This is a genomic window from Cupriavidus sp. 96C5-1 (assembly GCF_057798855.1).
In genome coordinates this window covers 68,523-85,516 of the sequence record NZ_JBYOJU010000036.1, presented here as the reverse complement: position 1 = coordinate 85,516, position 16,994 = coordinate 68,523, and the positions used below count along the sequence as shown (strand labels likewise).

Sequence of the window (16,994 nt, the reverse complement as noted above, 5' to 3'; positions counted from 1 at the left end):
ATGGCATTCGTCAAACGTGACAACAAGAACAAGAAGCGCTTCCAACAGCAAAACCCGCTGTTCAAGCGCAAGCGCTTCTGCCGCTTCACCGTGGCCGGCGTGGAACAGATCGACTACAAGGATCTGGACACCCTGAAGGATTTCATCGGCGACAACGGCAAGATCACGCCGGCCCGCCTGACCGGCACCAAGGCGCACTATCAGCGTCAGCTCGATACGGCTATCAAGCGCGCGCGTTTCCTCGCGCTGATGCCTTACACCGACCTGCACAAGAACTGATCGGCCCTAGGTCCGCTAAGGAGAAAACACGATGCAAATTATCCTGCTTGAGAAAGTCATCAACCTGGGCAACCTGGGTGACATCGTTCGCGTGAAGGACGGCTACGCCCGTAACTTCCTGATCCCGAACAAGAAGGCCCGCCGCGCTACCCAGACCGCCATCAGCGAGTTCGAAGTCAAGCGCGCTGAACTGGAAAAGGCAGCTGCCGAGAAGCTGGCCGCGGCACAAGCCGAAGGCGAGAAGCTGAGCGGCCTGACCGTGCAAATCACCCAGAAGTCGGGTGTGGACGGCCGCCTGTTCGGTTCGGTGACCAACGCCGACATCGCCGAAGCCCTGGCTGGCCAAGGCTTCAAGGTTGAGAAGGCGCAAGTGCGCCTGCCGGTTGGCCCGCTGAAGATCGTCGGTGACCATCCGGTCAGCGTTTCGCTGCACACCGACGTGGTAGTCGATGTGACGGTTTCCGTCCTGGGCGAGCACGTCTAAGCATCGACCTTGCCGCGGTTCCCGCTTACCCTCCGGGTAGGCAGGAACCGGTTGCAAACGTCAGCTTGGCCAAACAAAAAGGCAGGAGCGATACGCTCCTGCCTTTTTGTTTGGCCGTGACCCTGGTTTCGCCTGGCTTGCCGGCGCCCGGCTTTTCCTGCTTTCCGGCGTCATGCCGATGCCACGCGCGCTACCTGTGCCGCCTCCGCCCGCAAACCGGCTCGCGCCATTGCGACAGGCCGGTTGTCCCGCCGTCACATCGCAGGATGCCCTGACGTGCGGCAGCGAATTCTCCGCCGGCTCGCTGGCGGCGACCGTTATAATCCCTCCCCATGAACGCGCCCGTGGCCGACCCCCAACTAGACAATCTCAAGGTACCGCCGCATTCCATCGAGGCCGAGCAATCGGTGCTGGGTGGCTTGCTGCTGGACAATGCCGCCTGGGATCGTATCGCCGATTTCCTGTCCGAAGCGGATTTCTACCGCTTCGATCACCGGATGATCTTCCAGAGCATCTCCCGGCTGATCGCCGCCACCAAGCCCGCCGACGTCATCACTGTCTACGAGACGCTGCAGGTCGCGGGCAAGGCGGAGGAAGTGGGCGGGCTGGCTTATCTGAACTCGCTGGCGCAAAACACGCCCAGCGCGGCCAATATCCGCCGCTATGCCGAGATCGTGCGCGAGCGCTCGGTGTTGCGCAAGCTGGTCACCGCGGCCGACGATATCGCCAGTGCGGCTTTCGCCCCCAAGGGGCGCGAGGTGCGGGAACTGCTCGACGAAGCGGAATCGAAGGTATTCGCCATTGCCGAGGAGGGCTCGCGTGGGCAGAAGGGTTTCCAGGAAATCCAGCCGCTGCTGACGCAGGTGGTGGAGCGTATCGACGAGCTGTACCACCGGGACGCAAGCACCGATGTGACCGGCGTGCCCACTGGCTTCATCGACCTCGACCGCATGACCAGCGGCATGCAGGCGGGCGACCTGGTCATCGTTGCAGGGCGCCCCTCGATGGGTAAGACCGCGTTCTCGCTGAATATCGGCGAGCACGTGGCGGTGGAGCAGGGCCTGCCCGTGGCCGTGTTCTCGATGGAAATGGCCGGCACGCAGCTGGCCATGCGTATGCTGGGCTCGGTGGGCCGCCTGGACCAGCACCGCCTGCGTACCGGCCGTCTGCTCGATGAGGACTGGCCACGGCTCACGCATGCCATCCAGCGCATGAACGATGCCCAGCTGTTTATCGATGAAACCCCGGCGCTGAGCTCGATGGAGCTTCGGGCGCGTTCGCGGCGCCTGGCTCGCCAGTGCGGCCAGCTTGGCCTGATCATCATCGACTACCTGCAGCTGATGTCGGGTTCGGGCGGCGGGGAGAACCGGGCTACCGAAATTTCGGAAATCTCGCGTTCGCTCAAGGGCCTGGCCAAGGAGCTCAACTGTCCGGTGATTGCGCTGTCCCAGCTGAACCGAAGCCTGGAACAGCGGCCGAACAAGCGCCCGGTGATGTCCGACCTGCGCGAATCCGGCGCTATCGAACAGGATGCCGACGTGATCCTGTTTATTTACCGCGATGAAGTCTATAACCCGGATTCCCAGGACAAAGGCTCGGCGGAAATCATTATCGGCAAGCAGCGTAACGGCCCGATCGGGACCGTGCGCCTGACCTTCCTGGGCCAATTCACCAAGTTCGACAACTACAGCGGCGGCCCGGCGTTCTTCGACAACGACACCTGAAGCCAGCTCCGGCGCGGCTTGCCGGGTAGCCGGGCAGGGCGGCGGGAACAGTTCGTTCACGCCGCGATTCAATCTGCCACGATTTCCCTCCGCATACCTGTAAAATATTGCGTTTTGATGACAGCCGCCTCCGGGCGGCTGTCATGCAATGCGTATCAGCCTGATTCAGCAACAACCAGCGCCGCCCCCGCGCTTCGACAAGGAACATTCCATGTTCGGCCGATTCATGCCCACCGAGGGCAAGTTCTTCGAATACTTCAATCAGCACGCAGATTGCGCGGTGACCGCCGCCCGCGAACTGGAGGTGCTGGTCAACGACCTGCCCAATGCCGAGGCGCATGCGCGCCGCGTACAGGCAACCGAAAAGAAAGCCGACCGCATCACGCACGACACCATCGACCTTCTGCACAAGACGTTCATCACGCCGCTGGACCGCGATGAGATCCACAAGCTCATCACCACCATGGACGACATCCTCGACCTGATGGAAGACGTGGCCGAGACCATTTCGCTGTACGACGTGACCAGCTTGACCGACGAAGCGCGCAAGCTGGCTTCCATCTGCGTGCAGTGCTGCGACCAGGTCAAGATCGCGGTAGGCCTGCTCGAGGACATGAGCAATGCCAGCACCATCCTCAAGACGGCGCAGCAGATCGACCAGCTCGAGTCCGAGGCGGATCGCGTGATGCGCGCGGCCATGTCCAAGCTGTTCCGCGACGAGACCGACGTCAAGCGCCTGATCAAGCTGAAGGCCATCTACGAGCAACTGGAAACCATCACCGACAAGTGCGAGGACGTCGCCAACATCATCGAAGGCATCGTCCTGGAAAACGCCTGAGGCACACATCGGCATGCATACAATACAAATGAGCCTGTGGGTCATAGGCCTGCTGGTGGCGCTAGCCTTGCTGTTCGATTTCATGAACGGCTTTCACGACGCCGCCAATTCGATTGCCACGGTGGTGTCGACAGGCGTGCTCAAGCCGCATCACGCGGTGGCCATGGCCGCCATGTGCAATGTGGTGGCCATCTTTATCTTCCACCTGAAGGTGGCCGCCACGGTGGGCACCGGCACGATCGACGTCAATATCGTCGATCACCACGTCATCTTCGGCGCGCTGGTCGGCGCCATCGCCTGGAACCTGATCACCTGGTACTACGGCATTCCGTCGTCGTCGTCGCATGCGCTGATCGGCGGCCTGGTCGGCGCCGCGGTGGCCAAGGGCGGTACCAGCGCACTGGTGGGTGGCGGCTTGGCCAAGACCGTGGCCTTCATCGTGATTTCGCCGTTGCTGGGCTTCCTGCTCGGATCGTTGATGATGGTGATCGTGGGCTGGACCTTCTTTCGCACGCCGCCGTCGCGGGTGGACCGCTGGTTCCGCCGGCTGCAGCTGATCTCGGCCTCGCTCTACAGCCTGGGCCACGGCGGCAACGATGCGCAGAAGACCATCGGCATCATCTGGATGTTGCTGATTGCCAGCGGGCATGTGGCGCAGGGCGGCGCGGAGCCACCGGTCTGGGTCATCGTATGCTGCTATGTGGCGATCGGCATGGGCACCATGTTCGGCGGCTGGCGCATCGTGCGGACCATGGGCCAGAAGATCACCAAGCTCAAGCCGGTAGGTGGCTTCTGCGCGGAGACCGGCGGCGCCATCACGCTGTTTATCGCGTCGGCGCTCGGCGTGCCGGTGTCGACCACCCACACCATCACCGGCGCCATCGTCGGCGTGGGGTCGGTGCAGAGGGCCTCGGCGGTGCGCTGGGGCGTGGCCGGCAATATCGTCTGGGCGTGGGTGCTGACCATTCCTGCGTCCGCCTTCATGGCGGCCGTCGCATGGTGGATCGGTCTGCACGTGCTTTGATGCCGCTTATCCGGGCCTGCCTGTCATCAGGCCCGGCAATGAAATAGAAAGGCCAGCCGCACGGCTGGCCTTTCTATTTGCGCCCCCGATACCGCTCGGGGGCGCGCCTGCGCGGCTAACGGTTGGCGAATGCGGCAATCGGATCGTCGTCCACCGGTGCCTGCGGGGCGACAGGGGCGGGCGCCGGCGACGAGGGGAAGACCGGCGGCTGGCTGACGCCCGTTGCCACGCGGCGTGCGCCGTTATAGCGCGAGGCCCAGTAGGATTTGCTCATGTCTTCCAGCCGCACCGTGCCACCGGTGGAGGGCGCGTGCACAAAGCGATTCTGTCCGACATAGATGCCGACATGCGAATTGGCGCGGCCGGTGGTGTTGAAGAAGACCAGGTCGCCCGAAGCCACCTGGCTGCGCTCCAGGGAAACGCCGCGCTCTCCCATGGCTTCGGTGGTGCGCGGCAGGTTGACGTTGGCCGCGCGCAGTACGACGTAGCGTACCAGGCCGCTGCAGTCGAAGCCGGAGTCGGGCGTGTTGCCGCCATAACGATAGGGCGTGCCGACCAGCGACATGGCCTGGATGGAGACCTCTTCCAGGCCGTTGCTGGGATCGGCCATCGGCGTACCCGCTGGCCGCGATTGGGCTCCATAGCGCGGCGCGGGCGGGGTAGAGGCGCAGGCGGCGAGCAGCAGCGCAGCCGTGCAGAGCATGGGCAGGCGGGCACGGTGGAAGGCATTGGCCGGGGTCGGCGCGGGGCTTCCGGAATGGGCTATCTGTCTCTGTGGCATCCTTCTCGATCCATTCCCGGTCAGGTGCCGCGGCAGCAGAAGGGCGGCTGGTGGAACCGCCGCCCCTGGGGGACTTACCAACGCAATTGCGCGTTGTATGTGCCCGTACTCACCGTGATCGACTTGACCTGACCCTTATAAGTCGCTTCTATATTGTAGCTGCCTTGCGGGGCCTTGATCAGGCACTTGGGGCCGCCGGCCTTGAAACTGGCGACTTCGTGGCCTTCGCGCGTCATTCGTACCGAGACATCGGCCAGGTATTCGCCGCGTTCGCCCTGGATGAACAGCACGCCCATGTTGAAGTTCTTTTGCTGTGCTGCCAGTTGCTGCTGTTCATCGGCGGCGATGCCGCCGCAGACATAGCTGATCGGGCCCATGGTGCGGATCACCATCTCGTCGGCGGCAAGCGCCGGGCCCGAGAGCGTGGAGAGCGCGGCAATGGCGATGCTGCCGGCCAGTGCCATGCGCAGTGGTCTGCAAGTCCTGGCGCGAGCCAGGCAGTGGTGCAGGTAGGTGTCCATCAATGCCTCCATCGATCCAACGAGCCGGACAAGCAAAAAAACGCCCGCCAGGCGCCGGCGAGGTGCCGACCTGACGGGCGCTCCGGATACCTTGATGCTAGGTCACGCCGGCAGGCAAGTCTGCCGGTCGTGGTCCTACATCGGCTTTGGCGGGTGCCAGAGGCACCGGCGGTTCCGGTTGGTGCAGCGTCTAAAGGACATCGGCAGCATGGTCGGCCAGGCGCGAACGTTCGCCGCGCGCCAGCGTGACATGGCCGCTGTGGCTCCAGCCCTTGAACCGGTCGACCACGTAAGTGAGGCCGGACGATCCTTCGGTCAGGTAAGGCGTGTCGATCTGCGCGATATTGCCCAGGCAAATGATCTTGGTGCCGGGGCCGGCGCGCGTCACCAGCGTCTTCATCTGTTTCGGCGTCAGGTTCTGCGCCTCGTCGATGATGACGAACTTGTTGACGAAGGTGCGTCCGCGCATGAAGTTCATGCTCTTGACCTTGATGCGCGAGCGGATCAGTTCCTGGGTGGCGGCGCGGCCCCATTCGCCGGCGCTGTCGTCGCTCTTCTGCAGGACCTCCAGGTTGTCGTCGAAGGCGCCCATCCAGGGCTGCATCTTTTCTTCCTCGGTACCTGGGAGGAAGCCGATATCCTCGCCGACCGGCACCGTGGCGCGGGTGACGATGATCTCGTTGTACAGCTTCTGGTCGAGTACCTGCTCCAGGCCGGCGGCCAGTGCCAGCAGGGTCTTGCCGGTACCGGCCTGGCCCAGCAGCGTGACGAAGTCGACCTCCGGATGCATCAGCAGGTTGAGCGCGAAGTTCTGCTCGCGGTTGCGGGCGGTCACGCTCCACACATTGTTCTTGTGGTGCGTGTAGTCCTTCAGCGTTTGCAGCAACGCGGTCTTGCCGTTGATTTCCTTGACCTGGGCATACAGCGGCAGGCTGCCGTCGCTGGGCTCCAGGTAGACGAACTGGTTGACCAGGAAGGATGGCACCAGCGGACCGGTCAGACGATAGAACATCGCGCCGGACTTGGGGTCCTGCCAGCTCTCCACCCCCTTGCCGTGCTTGGACCAGAAGTCATTGGGCAGGATCATCACGCCCGAGTAGAGCAGGTCCTTGTCCTCGAGGACCTGGTCATTGAAGTAGTCCTCGGCGGGCAGGCCCAGGGCGCGCGCCTTGATGCGCATATTGATGTCTTTCGACACCAGCACGACCTGGCGCTCCGGGAACTGTTGCTGCAAGGCGCTGACCACACCCAGGATCTGGTTGTCGGCCTTGCCCTGGGGCAGGCCGTCGGGCAGCTTGATCTCGTTGAGCTTGGTCTGCAGGAACAGCTTGCCCTGCGCATCGCGGTTGCCCAGCTTGGCCAGCGGCATGCCTTCGTCGAGCACGCCGTCGGTCCCGCCCACCAGCGCATCCAGGGTGCGGCTGACGGTGCGCGCGTTGCGGGCGACTTCGCTCATGCCCTTCTTGTGGTTGTCCAGCTCCTCGAGCGTCATCATCGGCAGATAGACGTCGTGCTCTTCGAAGCGGAACAGCGAGGTCGGGTCATGCATCAGCACATTGGTGTCCAGCACGAACAGCTTGGCAGGACCGGTGTGTTTCTGCATGCGGCGATTGGTGGTGCCAGCGGCCGGCTTGGCGGCGGCCGGCGGTACGGACTTCAGCGGCGGTACGGACTTCAGTGCGGACGGGGGCGCATCCTTGGTGCGCGCTCGCGTCGAACCGCCGGCGCGGGCCACCACGGCCGGCGCGTCTTCCATTGTGCTAGTTCCGGTTTCCAGCAGGGCCACACGCTCCAGCGCCGGCACGGGTTTTTTACCCTGCGACGCTGATTTGGCCTTGGTCAGCTTGGTCGCCGGGGCGAATTCGCTCGGGTCAAGCAATTGGGCAGGCTTGGCGGGCATGGTCGGCAGCGGCATGCTTGGCTTTCCTTTCAGGGGGGGAAGACGGCAGGAAAACGGCGCAGGACACGGGCGCGGCCGCACTGCGCCGCTACATTGCCGATCGTGTCCTGTGCGTACAAACAAAAAAGCCGCCAGACCTGTGGAGCAGGTTTGACGGCTTTCTTGCGGACCGGAGACACGGCAGGTCCGCTACCGGCCCGTGGCAGGAGGCGCCTGGGCCGGGACGATGAAGCAGCGTGGCATCCGGAATCTGAACTCATTAAAGGCCAATGTATCCGAACGATTTCCGTTTGGCAATCGCTGGCCGGGCAGGTCCGCAAAGTTGTTGTTGCGGCGCATTAACACCGCTGCCCGAATCCTCCGGATCAGAGGGCGCGCACGATCTGCAACACCTCGTCGACGTGGTTGGGTACCTTGATGCCACGCATGGCGTGGCGCAGGATGCCCTTGCCGTCGACGATGAAGGTGCTGCGCTCGATGCCGCGCACTTCCTTACCATACATTTTTTTCATCTTGATGACATCGAACAGGCCGCAGACGGCTTCGTCGCCATCGGAGATCAGCTCGAACGGCAATTCCAGCTTGGCCTTGAAGTTCTCGTGCGATTTCAGGCTGTCGCGGGAGATGCCGAAGACCACCGCGCCGGCCTTGACGAAATCGTCGTGCTGGTCACGGAAGTTCATCGCCTCGGTGGTGCAGCCCGGGGTGTTGTCCTTGGGATAGAAGTACAGGACCACGGTCTTGCCACGCTGGTCGGCAACGCTGAAGGTGCCGCCGGTGGCGGGCGCGCTGAAGTCGGGTATGGCCTTGCTGAGACTGACAGTCATTCTTATGGCTCCTGGGAGGGGCAGGAAGGGAGGCGGCGGCGTGAGTGCTGCCACCATGGTGGCGGCAGATGGGGGCGGCCCGCCAAACTTCAAGCGTGGCGCAGGCTTAACTTGCGGCGGCGGCCCCGCACGCGGGGAGGGGCCTCAGGTCTGGTCTTCGAGCAGGAGGATGGCCGCCACCTTGCGGCCTTCCGCCATCAGGATATTGTAGGTGCGGCAGGCAGCCTGCAGGTCCATGGCGTCCACGCCCACATGCCGCCGCGACAGGGCGGCGGTCAGGCGCGGATGGGGGAAGCGCAGGCGGCTGCCGGTGCCAAGCAGCACGACTTCCGGGGCGTGCTCCAGCAGACCCTCGAAATGGGCCGGCTCCAGGTCTTCGAAGCGCCGCACCGGCCAGGGCCGGACGTCGCCCTCGGGCATGACCAGCACGGAATCCGTGTAGCGCACCATATTGATTTCGATATAACCCGGGCCGTAGGAGGTCACCGTATTGAGGGCATTGGGCTGGTCAGCGTGGAGTTTCAAGGGCGAACCTTATCTGGCGCTGCCCGTGGGCGGGCGCGCGGCGACGCGGCCGGGCCGCACAGGGCGGGTTGATAGCATTTCGGGGCAGGCCGGCGGGTGGCCTTGCCGCAGCCCCGGTGTACAGGTGCTGTACGCTGCAATGCAAGAATCCCTGCCGAAGTCTGTCATAATCCGATAAATTATAGCTTTTGCCTCCCTGCCTGCCACGTTTTGCGTTGCATCGCAGCGGATGCGCACACCGGGCCGCTCCTTTCCACCCAGATTCCCTAGATAGCTGCCGCCAGACGGCGGCGCTTGCCTCCTGCCGACATCGCCGTGAAACCGATCCAGAAATCCAACAAGCTCAACAATGTTTGCTATGACATCCGCGGCCCGGTGCTGGAAAAGGCCAAGCAGATGGAAGAGGAAGGCCACAAGATCATCAAGCTGAACATCGGCAACCTGGCGGTGTTCGGCTTCGACGCGCCGGAAGAGATCCAGCAGGACATGATGCGCAACCTGCCCAACTCGGCGGGCTACTCGGACTCCAAGGGCATCTTCGCCGCGCGCAAGGCGATCATGCACTATACGCAGCAGAAGAACATCGAGGGCGTGGGCCTGGACGACATCTACGTCGGCAACGGCGCCTCCGAGCTGATCGTGATGTCGATGAACGCGCTGCTCAACAGTGGCGACGAAGTGCTGGTGCCGGCGCCGGACTACCCGCTGTGGACCGCCGCGGTGAGCCTGTCGGGCGGGACTCCGGTGCACTATGTGTGCGACGAGGCCAACGAGTGGATGCCCGACCTGGACGATATCCGCGCCAAGATCACGCCGAATACCAAGGCCATCGTCGTCATCAACCCGAACAATCCCACCGGGGCGCTGTATTCCGACGAACTGCTCAAGTCCATCGTGGCGATCGCCCGCGAGCATGGCCTGATCATCTTCGCCGACGAGATCTACGACAAGGTGCTGTACGACGGCCATACCCACACCTCGATCGCTTCGCTGTCGACCGATGTGCTGACCGTGACCTTCAACGGCCTGTCCAAGAACTACCGCTCGTGCGGCTACCGCGCCGGCTGGATGGTGGTGTCGGGCGACAAGCGGCCCGCGCTGGACTATATCGAGGGGCTGAACATGCTGTCCTCGATGCGCCTGTGCGCCAACGTGCCCGCCCAGTGGGCCATCCAGACCGCGCTGGGCGGCTACCAGAGCATCAACGACCTGGTCAACGAAGGCGGGCGCCTGCGCCGCCAGCGCGATCTAGCCCATGAACTGATCACGCAGATCCCGGGTGTCACCTGCGTGAAGCCCAAGGCCGCGCTTTACCTGTTTCCCAAGCTCGACCTGTCGATGTACCCGATCCAGGACGACCAGGAGTTCATCTATGAACTGCTGCAGGAGTCCAAGGTGCTGCTGGTGCAGGGCACCGGCTTCAACTGGGGCAAGCCCGACCACTTCCGTATCGTATTCCTGCCGCACGAGGAAGACCTGCGCGAGGCCATTGGCCGCGTCGGCCGTTTCCTCGAGGCATACCGCAAACGCCACGGCCTCGCGGCCTGAGCGGGTACGCTTGCGGCGCAATCCATTTTTCAGCAACTCAGAGTCAGATCGTCCATGAATCCCATCAAAGTAGGCCTGCTTGGCATCGGTACCGTCGGTAGCGGCACGTTCAACGTGCTGCAACGCAACCAGGAAGAAATCCGCCGCCGCGCCGGGCGCGGCATCGAGATTGCCATGGTGGCCGACCTCAACACCGAGCGCGCCCGCGAGCTGACCGGTGGGCAGGTCGAGGTGGTGGCGGATGCCAACGAAGTGGTCACCCGTCCCGAGATCGATATCGTGATCGAGCTGATCGGCGGCTACGGCATTGCCCGCGAACTGGTGCTCAAGGCGATCGAGAACGGCAAGCATGTGGTCACCGCCAACAAGGCGCTGCTGGCCGTGCATGGCAACGAGATCTTCGAGGCCGCGCGCAAGAAGGGCGTGATCGTCGCCTTCGAGGCTGCCGTGGCCGGCGGCATCCCCATCATCAAGGCGCTGCGCGAAGGCCTGACCGCCAACCGCATCGAATGGATCGCCGGCATCATCAATGGCACCACCAACTTCATCCTGTCGGAGATGCGCGACAAGGGCCTGGACTTCGGCACCGTGCTGAAGGAAGCGCAGGCACTGGGCTATGCCGAGGCCGACCCGACCTTCGACATCGAAGGCATCGACGCTGCCCACAAGGTCACGCTGATGAGCTCGATCGCCTTCGGCATGCCGGTGCAGTTCGACAAGGCCTATGTGGAAGGCATCACCAAGCTGTCGGCCGAGGATATCCGCTATGCCGAAGAGCTGGGCTACCGCATCAAGCTGCTGGGCCTGACGCGCCGCCGCGCGGACGGCATCGAACTGCGCGTGCACCCGACGCTGGTGCCGGCCAAACGCCTGATCGCCAATGTGGAAGGCGCCATGAACGCCGTGCTGGTACAGGGCGACGCCGTTGGCGCCACGCTGTACTACGGCAAGGGCGCGGGCGCCGAGCCGACCGCTTCGGCCGTCATCGCCGACCTGGTCGATGTGACCCGCCTGCACACTGCCGACCCCGAGCATCGCGTACCGCACCTGGCCTTCCAGCCGGACGAACTGTCCAGCGTGCCGGTGCTGCCGATCGAGGAAGTCACCAGCTCGTACTACCTGCGCATGCGCGTGGCGGACGAGGCCGGCGTGCTGGCCGACATCACCCGTATCCTGGCCGATGCCGGCATCTCCATCGACGCCATGCTGCAGAAGGAATCGCGCGAAGGCGAGCCGCAGACCGACATCATCATGCTCTCGCATATCACGCGCGAGAAGCAGATCAATGCCGCCATCGCCAAGATCGAGGCGCTGCCGACCGTGCTGTCGGCGGTTACCCGCCTGCGCATGGAAGAACTGAACTGAGCGCCGGCCCGGCGAGAGACACACGCACCGATGAAATACCTGTCGACGCGCGGCCATGAAGTGCCGCAAACCTTCTCCGAGATCCTGCTGGGCGGCCTGGCGCCGGACGGCGGCCTGTACCTGCCGCAGGCGTATCCGCAGGTCACGGCCGACGAGCTGGAAGCCTGGCGCAAGCTGTCGTACGCCGATCTCGCCTTCGAAGTCCTGTCGAAGTTCTGCGACGATATCCCGGCAGAGGACCTGCGCGCGCTGACGCGCAAGACCTACACGCCCGAGGTGTACTGCAACGCCCGCCCCGGCGACAACACGGCGGATATCACGCCGCTGCGCACGCTGGGCGAGGAGGGCGGCGCGCCGCTGCAGCTGCTGGGCCTGTCCAATGGACCCACGCTGGCCTTCAAGGACATGGCCATGCAACTGCTCGGCAACCTGTTCGAGTACGCGCTGGCGCGTGCCGGGCAGGAGCTGAACATCCTGGGCGCCACCTCCGGCGACACCGGCAGCGCTGCCGAGTACGCCATGCGCGGCAAGCGCGGCATCCGCGTGTTCATGCTGAGCCCGCACCGCAAGATGAGCGCGTTCCAGACCGCGCAGATGTTCAGCCTGCAGGACCCGAACATCTTCAACCTGGCGGTGGAAGGCGTGTTCGACGACTGCCAGGATATCGTCAAGGCGGTCTCCAACGATCTCGGCTACAAGGCCCGCCAGAAGATCGGCACGGTCAACTCGATCAACTGGGCACGCGTGGTGGCCCAGGTGGTGTACTACTTCAAGGGCTGGCTGCTGGCGACCGATGGCCCGGGCCAGAAGGTGTCGTTCTGCGTGCCGTCGGGCAATTTCGGCAACGTCTGCGCCGGCCATATCGCGCGCATGATGGGCCTGCCGATCGACAAGCTGGTGGTTGCCACCAACGAGAACGACGTGCTCGACGAGTTCTTCCGCACCGGCACCTACCGCGTGCGCAGGTCGGCCGAGACGTACCACACCTCCAGCCCGAGCATGGATATCTCGAAGGCGTCGAACTTCGAGCGCTTCGTGTTCGACCTGCTGGGCCGCGATGGCGACAAGCTGGCGAAGATGTTCCGCGAGGATGTGGACACCAAGGGCGGCTTCGACCTGTCGGGCACCCCGGAATTCGAGCGCATCCGCGCCTTCGGCTTTGTCTCGGGCCGCAGCACGCACGCAGACCGCCTGGCCACCATCCGCGACCTCTCCGGGCGCTACGGCATCACCATCGATACCCATACCGCCGATGGCATCAAGGTCGCGCGCGAGCATCTCACGCCCGGCGTGCCGATGGTGGTGCTGGAGACCGCGCTGCCGGCCAAGTTCGCCGACACCATCCGCGAGGCGCTCGGCCACGAGCCGGAGCGCCCGGCCAGCTTCGAGGGCATCGAAAGCCTGCCGCAGCGCTTCGAGGTGATGCCGGCCGACGCGGACCGCATCAAGGCTTATATCGCCGGCCACACCGGCCTCTAAGCCTGGCCGCGCCGGCGGCGCTCCTGCCGGCGCGGTGGCAACTCGCTACAATCGGACTTGCCGAGCCGAAGCGCACGGCCCCCGCATTGCCCCGGATGTACCGGCGGCAGTACGTGGGCCGTTTTCCATGGGCGACCGATCGCCGGACCCCGGGGCGGTAGGCCGGTGACCATGGCTCTGGCTTCTGCCCTCTCACGCTGTCTCACTTACCCGTTTTCGTCATGACCCAAGCTGCCGCGCCCGCCCGCCCTCCCATGCTGACCATGGCCCAGGCCCTCGAAGCCCTGTTGGCCGGCGCCAGCCCGCTCGCCGAGGCCGAGCGCATCGCCACGCTGGATGCCAACGGACGGGTGCTGGCCTTGCCGGTGACGAGCACGCTGGACGTGCCGCCGGCCGACAACACCTCGATGGACGGCTACGCCGTACGCAGCGCCGACCTGGCGGCGCCGGGCGCGCGCCTGCGGGTAGCCCAGCGTATTCCGGCCGGCCATGTCGGCACGGCGCTGGCGGCCGGCACGGCGGCGCGTATTTTTACCGGCGGGCTGATCCCGCCGGGGGCCGACGCGGTGGTGATGCAGGAGCAGTGCGTGGCGGAAGGCGATGATGTCGTCGTCAATCACGCGCCGCAGCCGGGCGAGTGGATCCGACGTGCCGGGGAGGATATCCGCGCCGGTAGCACGATCCTGCCGGCCGGCACGCGGCTGACGCCGCAGGCGCTTGGGCTGGCGGCCTCGGTGGGGCAGGCGGCGCTGGACGTTGTGCGGCGCGTCAAGGTGGCGGTGTTCTTCACCGGCGACGAACTGGCCATGCCGGGCGAACCGCTCAAGCCGGGCGCGATCTACAACTCCAACCGCTTCACGCTGCGCGGCCTGCTGGAAAACCTGGGCTGCGAGGTCAGCGATTTCGGCATCGTGCCGGATACCCTGGCCGCCACGCGCGATACCCTGCGCCGGGCCGCTGCCGGACATGACCTGATCATCACCTCCGGCGGCGTCTCGGTTGGCGAGGAAGACCATATCAAGCCGGCCGTCGAGGCCGAGGGACGGCTCAACCTGTGGCAGATCGCCATCAAGCCGGGCAAGCCGCTGGCCTTCGGCGAGGTGGCGCGCGGCGGGCAGGCCCCGGCCTGGTTCCTGGGCCTGCCGGGCAATCCCGTCTCCAGCTTCGTGACCTTCCTGCTGTTCGTGCGGCCTTTCATCCTGCGGCTGCAAGGCGTGCAGGATGTCATGCCGCGCCGCCTGCCCCTGCGGGCCGACTTCGACCTGCCCAAGGGCGATCGCCGCAATGAATTCCTGCGCGTGCGCATCAACCCGTCCGGCGGGCTTGACCTGTTCCCCAACCAGAGTTCCGGGGTGCTGACCTCTACCGTGTGGGGCGATGGCCTGGTCGACAATCCGCCGAACCAGCCGATCGCGCGCGGCGACACGGTGCAGTTCATCGCCTTCGACGGCCTGCTGGCATGAGGAGAGAGACCACCATGCATATCGAATTGCGTTTTTTTGCCAGCGTGCGCGAGCAGCTGGGCCTTGGGCAGGAGCGTGTCGAGGTGCCTGCGGCGGTAGCCACCGTTGGCGATCTGCGGCAGTGGCTGGGCGCGCGCGGTGGCGCCTGGGCCGAGGTACTGGCCGAGGGCCGGGCCCTGCGCATGGCCGTGGACCATGAGGTGGCGAGCGCGGACAGCATGCTGGCCGAAGGATGCGAAGTGGCGTTTTTCCCGCCCGTGACGGGAGGCTGACATGAGCGTCAGGGTGCAGCAGGAGGATTTCGACCTTGGCGCCGAGGTGGCGGCATTGCGCCGGGGCCAGCCGGGGGTGGGCGCGGTAGCCAGCTTTGTCGGCACCGTGCGCGACGTGAACGATGGCAGCGCGGTCAGCGCCATGGAGCTGGAGCACTATCCCGGCATGACCGAGAAGGCGCTGGCGCGGATCGAGGCCGTGGCGCGGGAGCGCTGGGAACTGCTTGGCGTCACCATCGTGCATCGGGTCGGGCCGCTGCTGCCGCTGGACCAGATCGTGCTGGTGGCCGTGGCCTCGGCCCATCGTGGCACTGCGTTCGCCGCTTGCGAATTCATCATGGATTACCTCAAGTCCGAGGCCCCGTTCTGGAAGAAGGAGCAGACGCCGGAGGGCGCACGCTGGGTCGATGCCCGGGTAACCGACGAGTCGGCACTGGCGCGCTGGGGCGTGCGTTCGCTCAATGCCAGCGGCGCAGAGCTCGAAGCCCCGGCGGCATCGGAAGAACCGGAAGTACCGGGAGAACCGGGAGCGCAACGCTGATGGGTCCGCTCGGGTTTGTCGCGGTCGGGGTCGGGGCCGCGCTGGGAGCCTGGCTGCGCTGGTTGCTTTCGGTCATGTGGAATGCCGTCAACCCGGCGTTGCCCTATGGCACGCTGGCCGCCAACCTGGCCGGCGGCTACATGATCGGCGTGGCGATGGGGTTCTTCGGCGCGCGGGTGGATTTGCCGCCCGAATGGCGCCTGCTGGCGGTGACCGGTTTTCTTGGCGGCCTGACCACCTTTTCCACGTTTTCCAGCGAGGTCGTGGCCAACCTGATGGCGGGAGACTATGGCTGGGCGGCGGCACACCTGTTGCTGCACCTGGGCGGTTCGCTGCTGCTGACCGTGCTGGGCCTGTGGACCTATCGGCTGCTGTCCTGAGCGCCCGGGTTCAAGCCGCCGGCGCGCCGGGCGAATGCAGCGAATCGATCCAGTCCAGCATCGCCAGCAGCGCCGCATTGAAGGCCGCCGGCCGCTCCATATGCGGCGCGTGGCCCGTGCCGGCAATGGTGGCGAGGCGCGCGGCCGGCTGCAGGGCCAGCGTGGCCTGGCCCACGGCCGGCGCGTACAGGCGGCTGCGTTCCCCATACAAGTGAAATAAGGGCAGCCGTGCCTGGCGCAATGCCGGGCGGTAGTCCTGGCGTGCCATGTCTTCCCACAGCGAAGCGAGCGCAGCGGGAGCGCATTCCCGCATGATGGCGGCGACGCGGCTGGCTTGCGCCGCATCGGCTTCGTTGCCCGCGGACCACAAGCCAGCGCGCACCGGTTCGATCAGCTTGGGCCAGTGCTGGCGCACGCGCGCGGCCATTTGCGCCGCCTGGCCTGCGTCGTAGTGCGCATGCAGTCCGTGGGGCCAATCCGCATCGCTCGCCAGCCGGGGCGTCATGTCGATGGCACCTACGGCAGCCAGCGGCAGGGTGCAGTGACTGCGCATCAGCTCCCAGGCCACCATCGCTCCCATCGACCAGCCGACCGCCACCACATCCGGCAAGTGCAGGTGCCCGATCAGTGCCGCGGCATCGGCCGCCAGCCGTGCCACGGTGGCCTGGCCAGCATGCGGCAGCGCAGCAGACAGGCCATGCCCGGCGTGATCCGGTGCGATCACGCGGTAGCCGCTGCGCGCCAGCACACCCTGCGCATCGAAGGCGGCGCCGGATAGCGACCATCCATGCAGCAGCAGCAAAGGCCGTCCGCAGCCCGCCTCCCGCCAGCCCGGCAGGCCGCCGCTGGCGGGGTGGACGGTGAATTCCGGGGCGGGGGCGGCAGGCACGCCGCTAGGGCTGCGGGGCGCGGTATGCGAAGCATCCAATGGCGGTGTTCCAGTCGGAGGGTTGGCTTGCCCCGGAGCGGGGCTGTGCTCCGGGTAAGCGATGTATTGACATTGGGATTGCTAACTTTATATCATGAAACATGAATCAGTTATC

18 protein-coding genes are annotated in these 16,994 nt (G+C 65.2%); 12 read left to right on the top strand and 6 right to left on the bottom strand.

The window, feature by feature from the left end:
• From rpsR to AC3FOF_RS31360, 5 genes are all read left to right on the top strand, one after another.
• Window positions 1-279, top strand: coding sequence for a 30S ribosomal protein S18 (gene rpsR / locus AC3FOF_RS31380; protein WP_006163606.1), 279 nt, complete (start codon window positions 1-3; stop codon window positions 277-279).
• Window positions 280-310: 31 nt separating this feature from the next.
• Complete coding sequence (rplI, locus tag AC3FOF_RS31375; protein WP_017228958.1) at window positions 311-763, top strand: 50S ribosomal protein L9; 453 nt, start codon at window positions 311-313, stop codon at window positions 761-763.
• A gap of 332 nt (window positions 764-1,095) precedes the next feature.
• On the top strand, window positions 1,096-2,487 hold the full coding sequence (locus AC3FOF_RS31370) for a replicative DNA helicase (protein WP_017228957.1): 1,392 nt from the start codon (window positions 1,096-1,098) through the stop codon (window positions 2,485-2,487).
• Between the two features lie 211 nt (window positions 2,488-2,698).
• The gene (locus tag AC3FOF_RS31365) at window positions 2,699-3,325 is read left to right on the top strand and encodes a DUF47 domain-containing protein (protein WP_035814606.1); all 627 of its coding nucleotides are present in this window, start codon (window positions 2,699-2,701) and stop codon (window positions 3,323-3,325) included.
• Window positions 3,326-3,338: 13 nt separating this feature from the next.
• The gene (locus tag AC3FOF_RS31360) at window positions 3,339-4,349 is read left to right on the top strand and encodes an inorganic phosphate transporter (protein ID WP_035814598.1); all 1,011 of its coding nucleotides are present in this window, start codon (window positions 3,339-3,341) and stop codon (window positions 4,347-4,349) included.
• Between the two features lie 115 nt (window positions 4,350-4,464).
• Here AC3FOF_RS31360 and AC3FOF_RS31355 read toward each other — a convergent pair whose 3' ends face one another.
• The 5 genes from AC3FOF_RS31355 to AC3FOF_RS31335 form a co-directional block, all read right to left on the bottom strand.
• On the bottom strand, window positions 4,465-5,130 hold the full coding sequence (locus AC3FOF_RS31355) for a C40 family peptidase (protein ID WP_430869493.1): 666 nt from the start codon (window positions 5,128-5,130) through the stop codon (window positions 4,465-4,467).
• Window positions 5,131-5,204: 74 nt separating this feature from the next.
• Window positions 5,205-5,594: a hypothetical protein gene (locus AC3FOF_RS31350; protein WP_017228953.1), complete on the bottom strand. Its 390-nt coding sequence runs from the start codon at window positions 5,592-5,594 to the stop codon at window positions 5,205-5,207.
• 247 nt (window positions 5,595-5,841) lie between these two features.
• Window positions 5,842-7,566, bottom strand: coding sequence for a PhoH family protein (locus tag AC3FOF_RS31345; RefSeq protein ID WP_488728801.1), 1,725 nt, complete (start codon window positions 7,564-7,566; stop codon window positions 5,842-5,844).
• Window positions 7,567-7,916: 350 nt separating this feature from the next.
• Window positions 7,917-8,378 carry a peroxiredoxin family protein gene (locus tag AC3FOF_RS31340; protein WP_017228951.1) on the bottom strand — a complete coding sequence of 154 codons (462 nt, stop codon included), beginning with the start codon at window positions 8,376-8,378 and terminating at the stop codon, window positions 7,917-7,919.
• 144 nt (window positions 8,379-8,522) lie between these two features.
• Window positions 8,523-8,903 carry an Mth938-like domain-containing protein gene (locus tag AC3FOF_RS31335; RefSeq protein WP_035814594.1) on the bottom strand — a complete coding sequence of 127 codons (381 nt, stop codon included), beginning with the start codon at window positions 8,901-8,903 and terminating at the stop codon, window positions 8,523-8,525.
• 315 nt (window positions 8,904-9,218) lie between these two features.
• Here AC3FOF_RS31335 and AC3FOF_RS31330 point away from each other — a divergent pair, with 315 nt between their 5' ends.
• The 7 genes from AC3FOF_RS31330 to crcB all read left to right on the top strand — a co-directional run bounded on the left by AC3FOF_RS31330 (window position 9,219) and on the right by crcB (window position 15,951).
• Window positions 9,219-10,451 carry a pyridoxal phosphate-dependent aminotransferase gene (locus AC3FOF_RS31330; protein WP_035814592.1) on the top strand — a complete coding sequence of 411 codons (1,233 nt, stop codon included), beginning with the start codon at window positions 9,219-9,221 and terminating at the stop codon, window positions 10,449-10,451.
• A 54-nt stretch (window positions 10,452-10,505) separates the two neighbouring features.
• Window positions 10,506-11,816, top strand: a complete 1,311-nt coding sequence (locus tag AC3FOF_RS31325; RefSeq protein WP_017228948.1) for a homoserine dehydrogenase — start codon at window positions 10,506-10,508, stop codon at window positions 11,814-11,816.
• 30 nt (window positions 11,817-11,846) lie between these two features.
• Window positions 11,847-13,295 carry a threonine synthase gene (thrC, locus tag AC3FOF_RS31320; RefSeq protein ID WP_017228947.1) on the top strand — a complete coding sequence of 483 codons (1,449 nt, stop codon included), beginning with the start codon at window positions 11,847-11,849 and terminating at the stop codon, window positions 13,293-13,295.
• A gap of 221 nt (window positions 13,296-13,516) precedes the next feature.
• Complete coding sequence (locus tag AC3FOF_RS31315; RefSeq protein ID WP_488728800.1) at window positions 13,517-14,758, top strand: molybdopterin molybdotransferase MoeA; 1,242 nt, start codon at window positions 13,517-13,519, stop codon at window positions 14,756-14,758.
• Between the two features lie 14 nt (window positions 14,759-14,772).
• A complete protein-coding gene (moaD, locus tag AC3FOF_RS31310; protein WP_017228374.1) occupies window positions 14,773-15,030 on the top strand; it encodes a molybdopterin converting factor subunit 1 in 258 nt (85 codons plus the stop codon).
• A gap of 1 nt (window position 15,031) precedes the next feature.
• Window positions 15,032-15,571, top strand: a complete 540-nt coding sequence (moaE, locus tag AC3FOF_RS31305) for a molybdopterin synthase catalytic subunit MoaE (protein ID WP_488728799.1) — start codon at window positions 15,032-15,034, stop codon at window positions 15,569-15,571.
• The gene (crcB, locus tag AC3FOF_RS31300) at window positions 15,571-15,951 is read left to right on the top strand and encodes a fluoride efflux transporter CrcB (protein WP_276263867.1); all 381 of its coding nucleotides are present in this window, start codon (window positions 15,571-15,573) and stop codon (window positions 15,949-15,951) included. Before moaE ends, crcB begins: the two co-directional genes overlap by 1 nt.
• Window positions 15,952-15,961: 10 nt before the next feature.
• Here crcB and AC3FOF_RS31295 read toward each other — a convergent pair whose 3' ends face one another.
• Window positions 15,962-16,879 (bottom strand): alpha/beta fold hydrolase, encoded by a 918-nt coding sequence (locus AC3FOF_RS31295; RefSeq protein WP_488728798.1) that lies wholly within the window; start codon window positions 16,877-16,879, stop codon window positions 15,962-15,964.
• Window positions 16,880-16,994: the final 115 nt, after the last annotated feature.

Excerpts from the sequence above, each read along its gene's own strand:
- rpsR (WP_006163606.1), top strand. The coding sequence starts at position 1 with ATGGCATTCGTCAAACGTGACAACAAGAACAAGAAGCGCTTCCAACAG.
- rplI (WP_017228958.1), top strand. The coding sequence starts at position 311 with ATGCAAATTATCCTGCTTGAGAAAGTCATCAACCTGGGCAACCTGGGT.
- AC3FOF_RS31370 (WP_017228957.1), top strand. The coding sequence starts at position 1,096 with ATGAACGCGCCCGTGGCCGACCCCCAACTAGACAATCTCAAGGTACCG.
- AC3FOF_RS31365 (WP_035814606.1), top strand. The coding sequence starts at position 2,699 with ATGTTCGGCCGATTCATGCCCACCGAGGGCAAGTTCTTCGAATACTTC.
- AC3FOF_RS31360 (WP_035814598.1), top strand. The coding sequence starts at position 3,339 with ATGCATACAATACAAATGAGCCTGTGGGTCATAGGCCTGCTGGTGGCG.
- AC3FOF_RS31355 (WP_430869493.1), bottom strand. The coding sequence starts at position 5,130 with ATGCCACAGAGACAGATAGCCCATTCCGGAAGCCCCGCGCCGACCCCG.
- AC3FOF_RS31350 (WP_017228953.1), bottom strand. The coding sequence starts at position 5,594 with ATGGCACTGGCCGGCAGCATCGCCATTGCCGCGCTCTCCACGCTCTCG.
- AC3FOF_RS31345 (WP_488728801.1), bottom strand. The coding sequence starts at position 7,566 with ATGCCGCTGCCGACCATGCCCGCCAAGCCTGCCCAATTGCTTGACCCG.
- AC3FOF_RS31340 (WP_017228951.1), bottom strand. The coding sequence starts at position 8,378 with ATGACTGTCAGTCTCAGCAAGGCCATACCCGACTTCAGCGCGCCCGCC.
- AC3FOF_RS31325 (WP_017228948.1), top strand. The coding sequence starts at position 10,506 with ATGAATCCCATCAAAGTAGGCCTGCTTGGCATCGGTACCGTCGGTAGC.
- thrC (WP_017228947.1), top strand. The coding sequence starts at position 11,847 with ATGAAATACCTGTCGACGCGCGGCCATGAAGTGCCGCAAACCTTCTCC.
- AC3FOF_RS31315 (WP_488728800.1), top strand. The coding sequence starts at position 13,517 with ATGACCCAAGCTGCCGCGCCCGCCCGCCCTCCCATGCTGACCATGGCC.
- moaD (WP_017228374.1), top strand. The coding sequence starts at position 14,773 with ATGCATATCGAATTGCGTTTTTTTGCCAGCGTGCGCGAGCAGCTGGGC.
- moaE (WP_488728799.1), top strand. The coding sequence starts at position 15,032 with ATGAGCGTCAGGGTGCAGCAGGAGGATTTCGACCTTGGCGCCGAGGTG.
- crcB (WP_276263867.1), top strand. The coding sequence starts at position 15,571 with ATGGGTCCGCTCGGGTTTGTCGCGGTCGGGGTCGGGGCCGCGCTGGGA.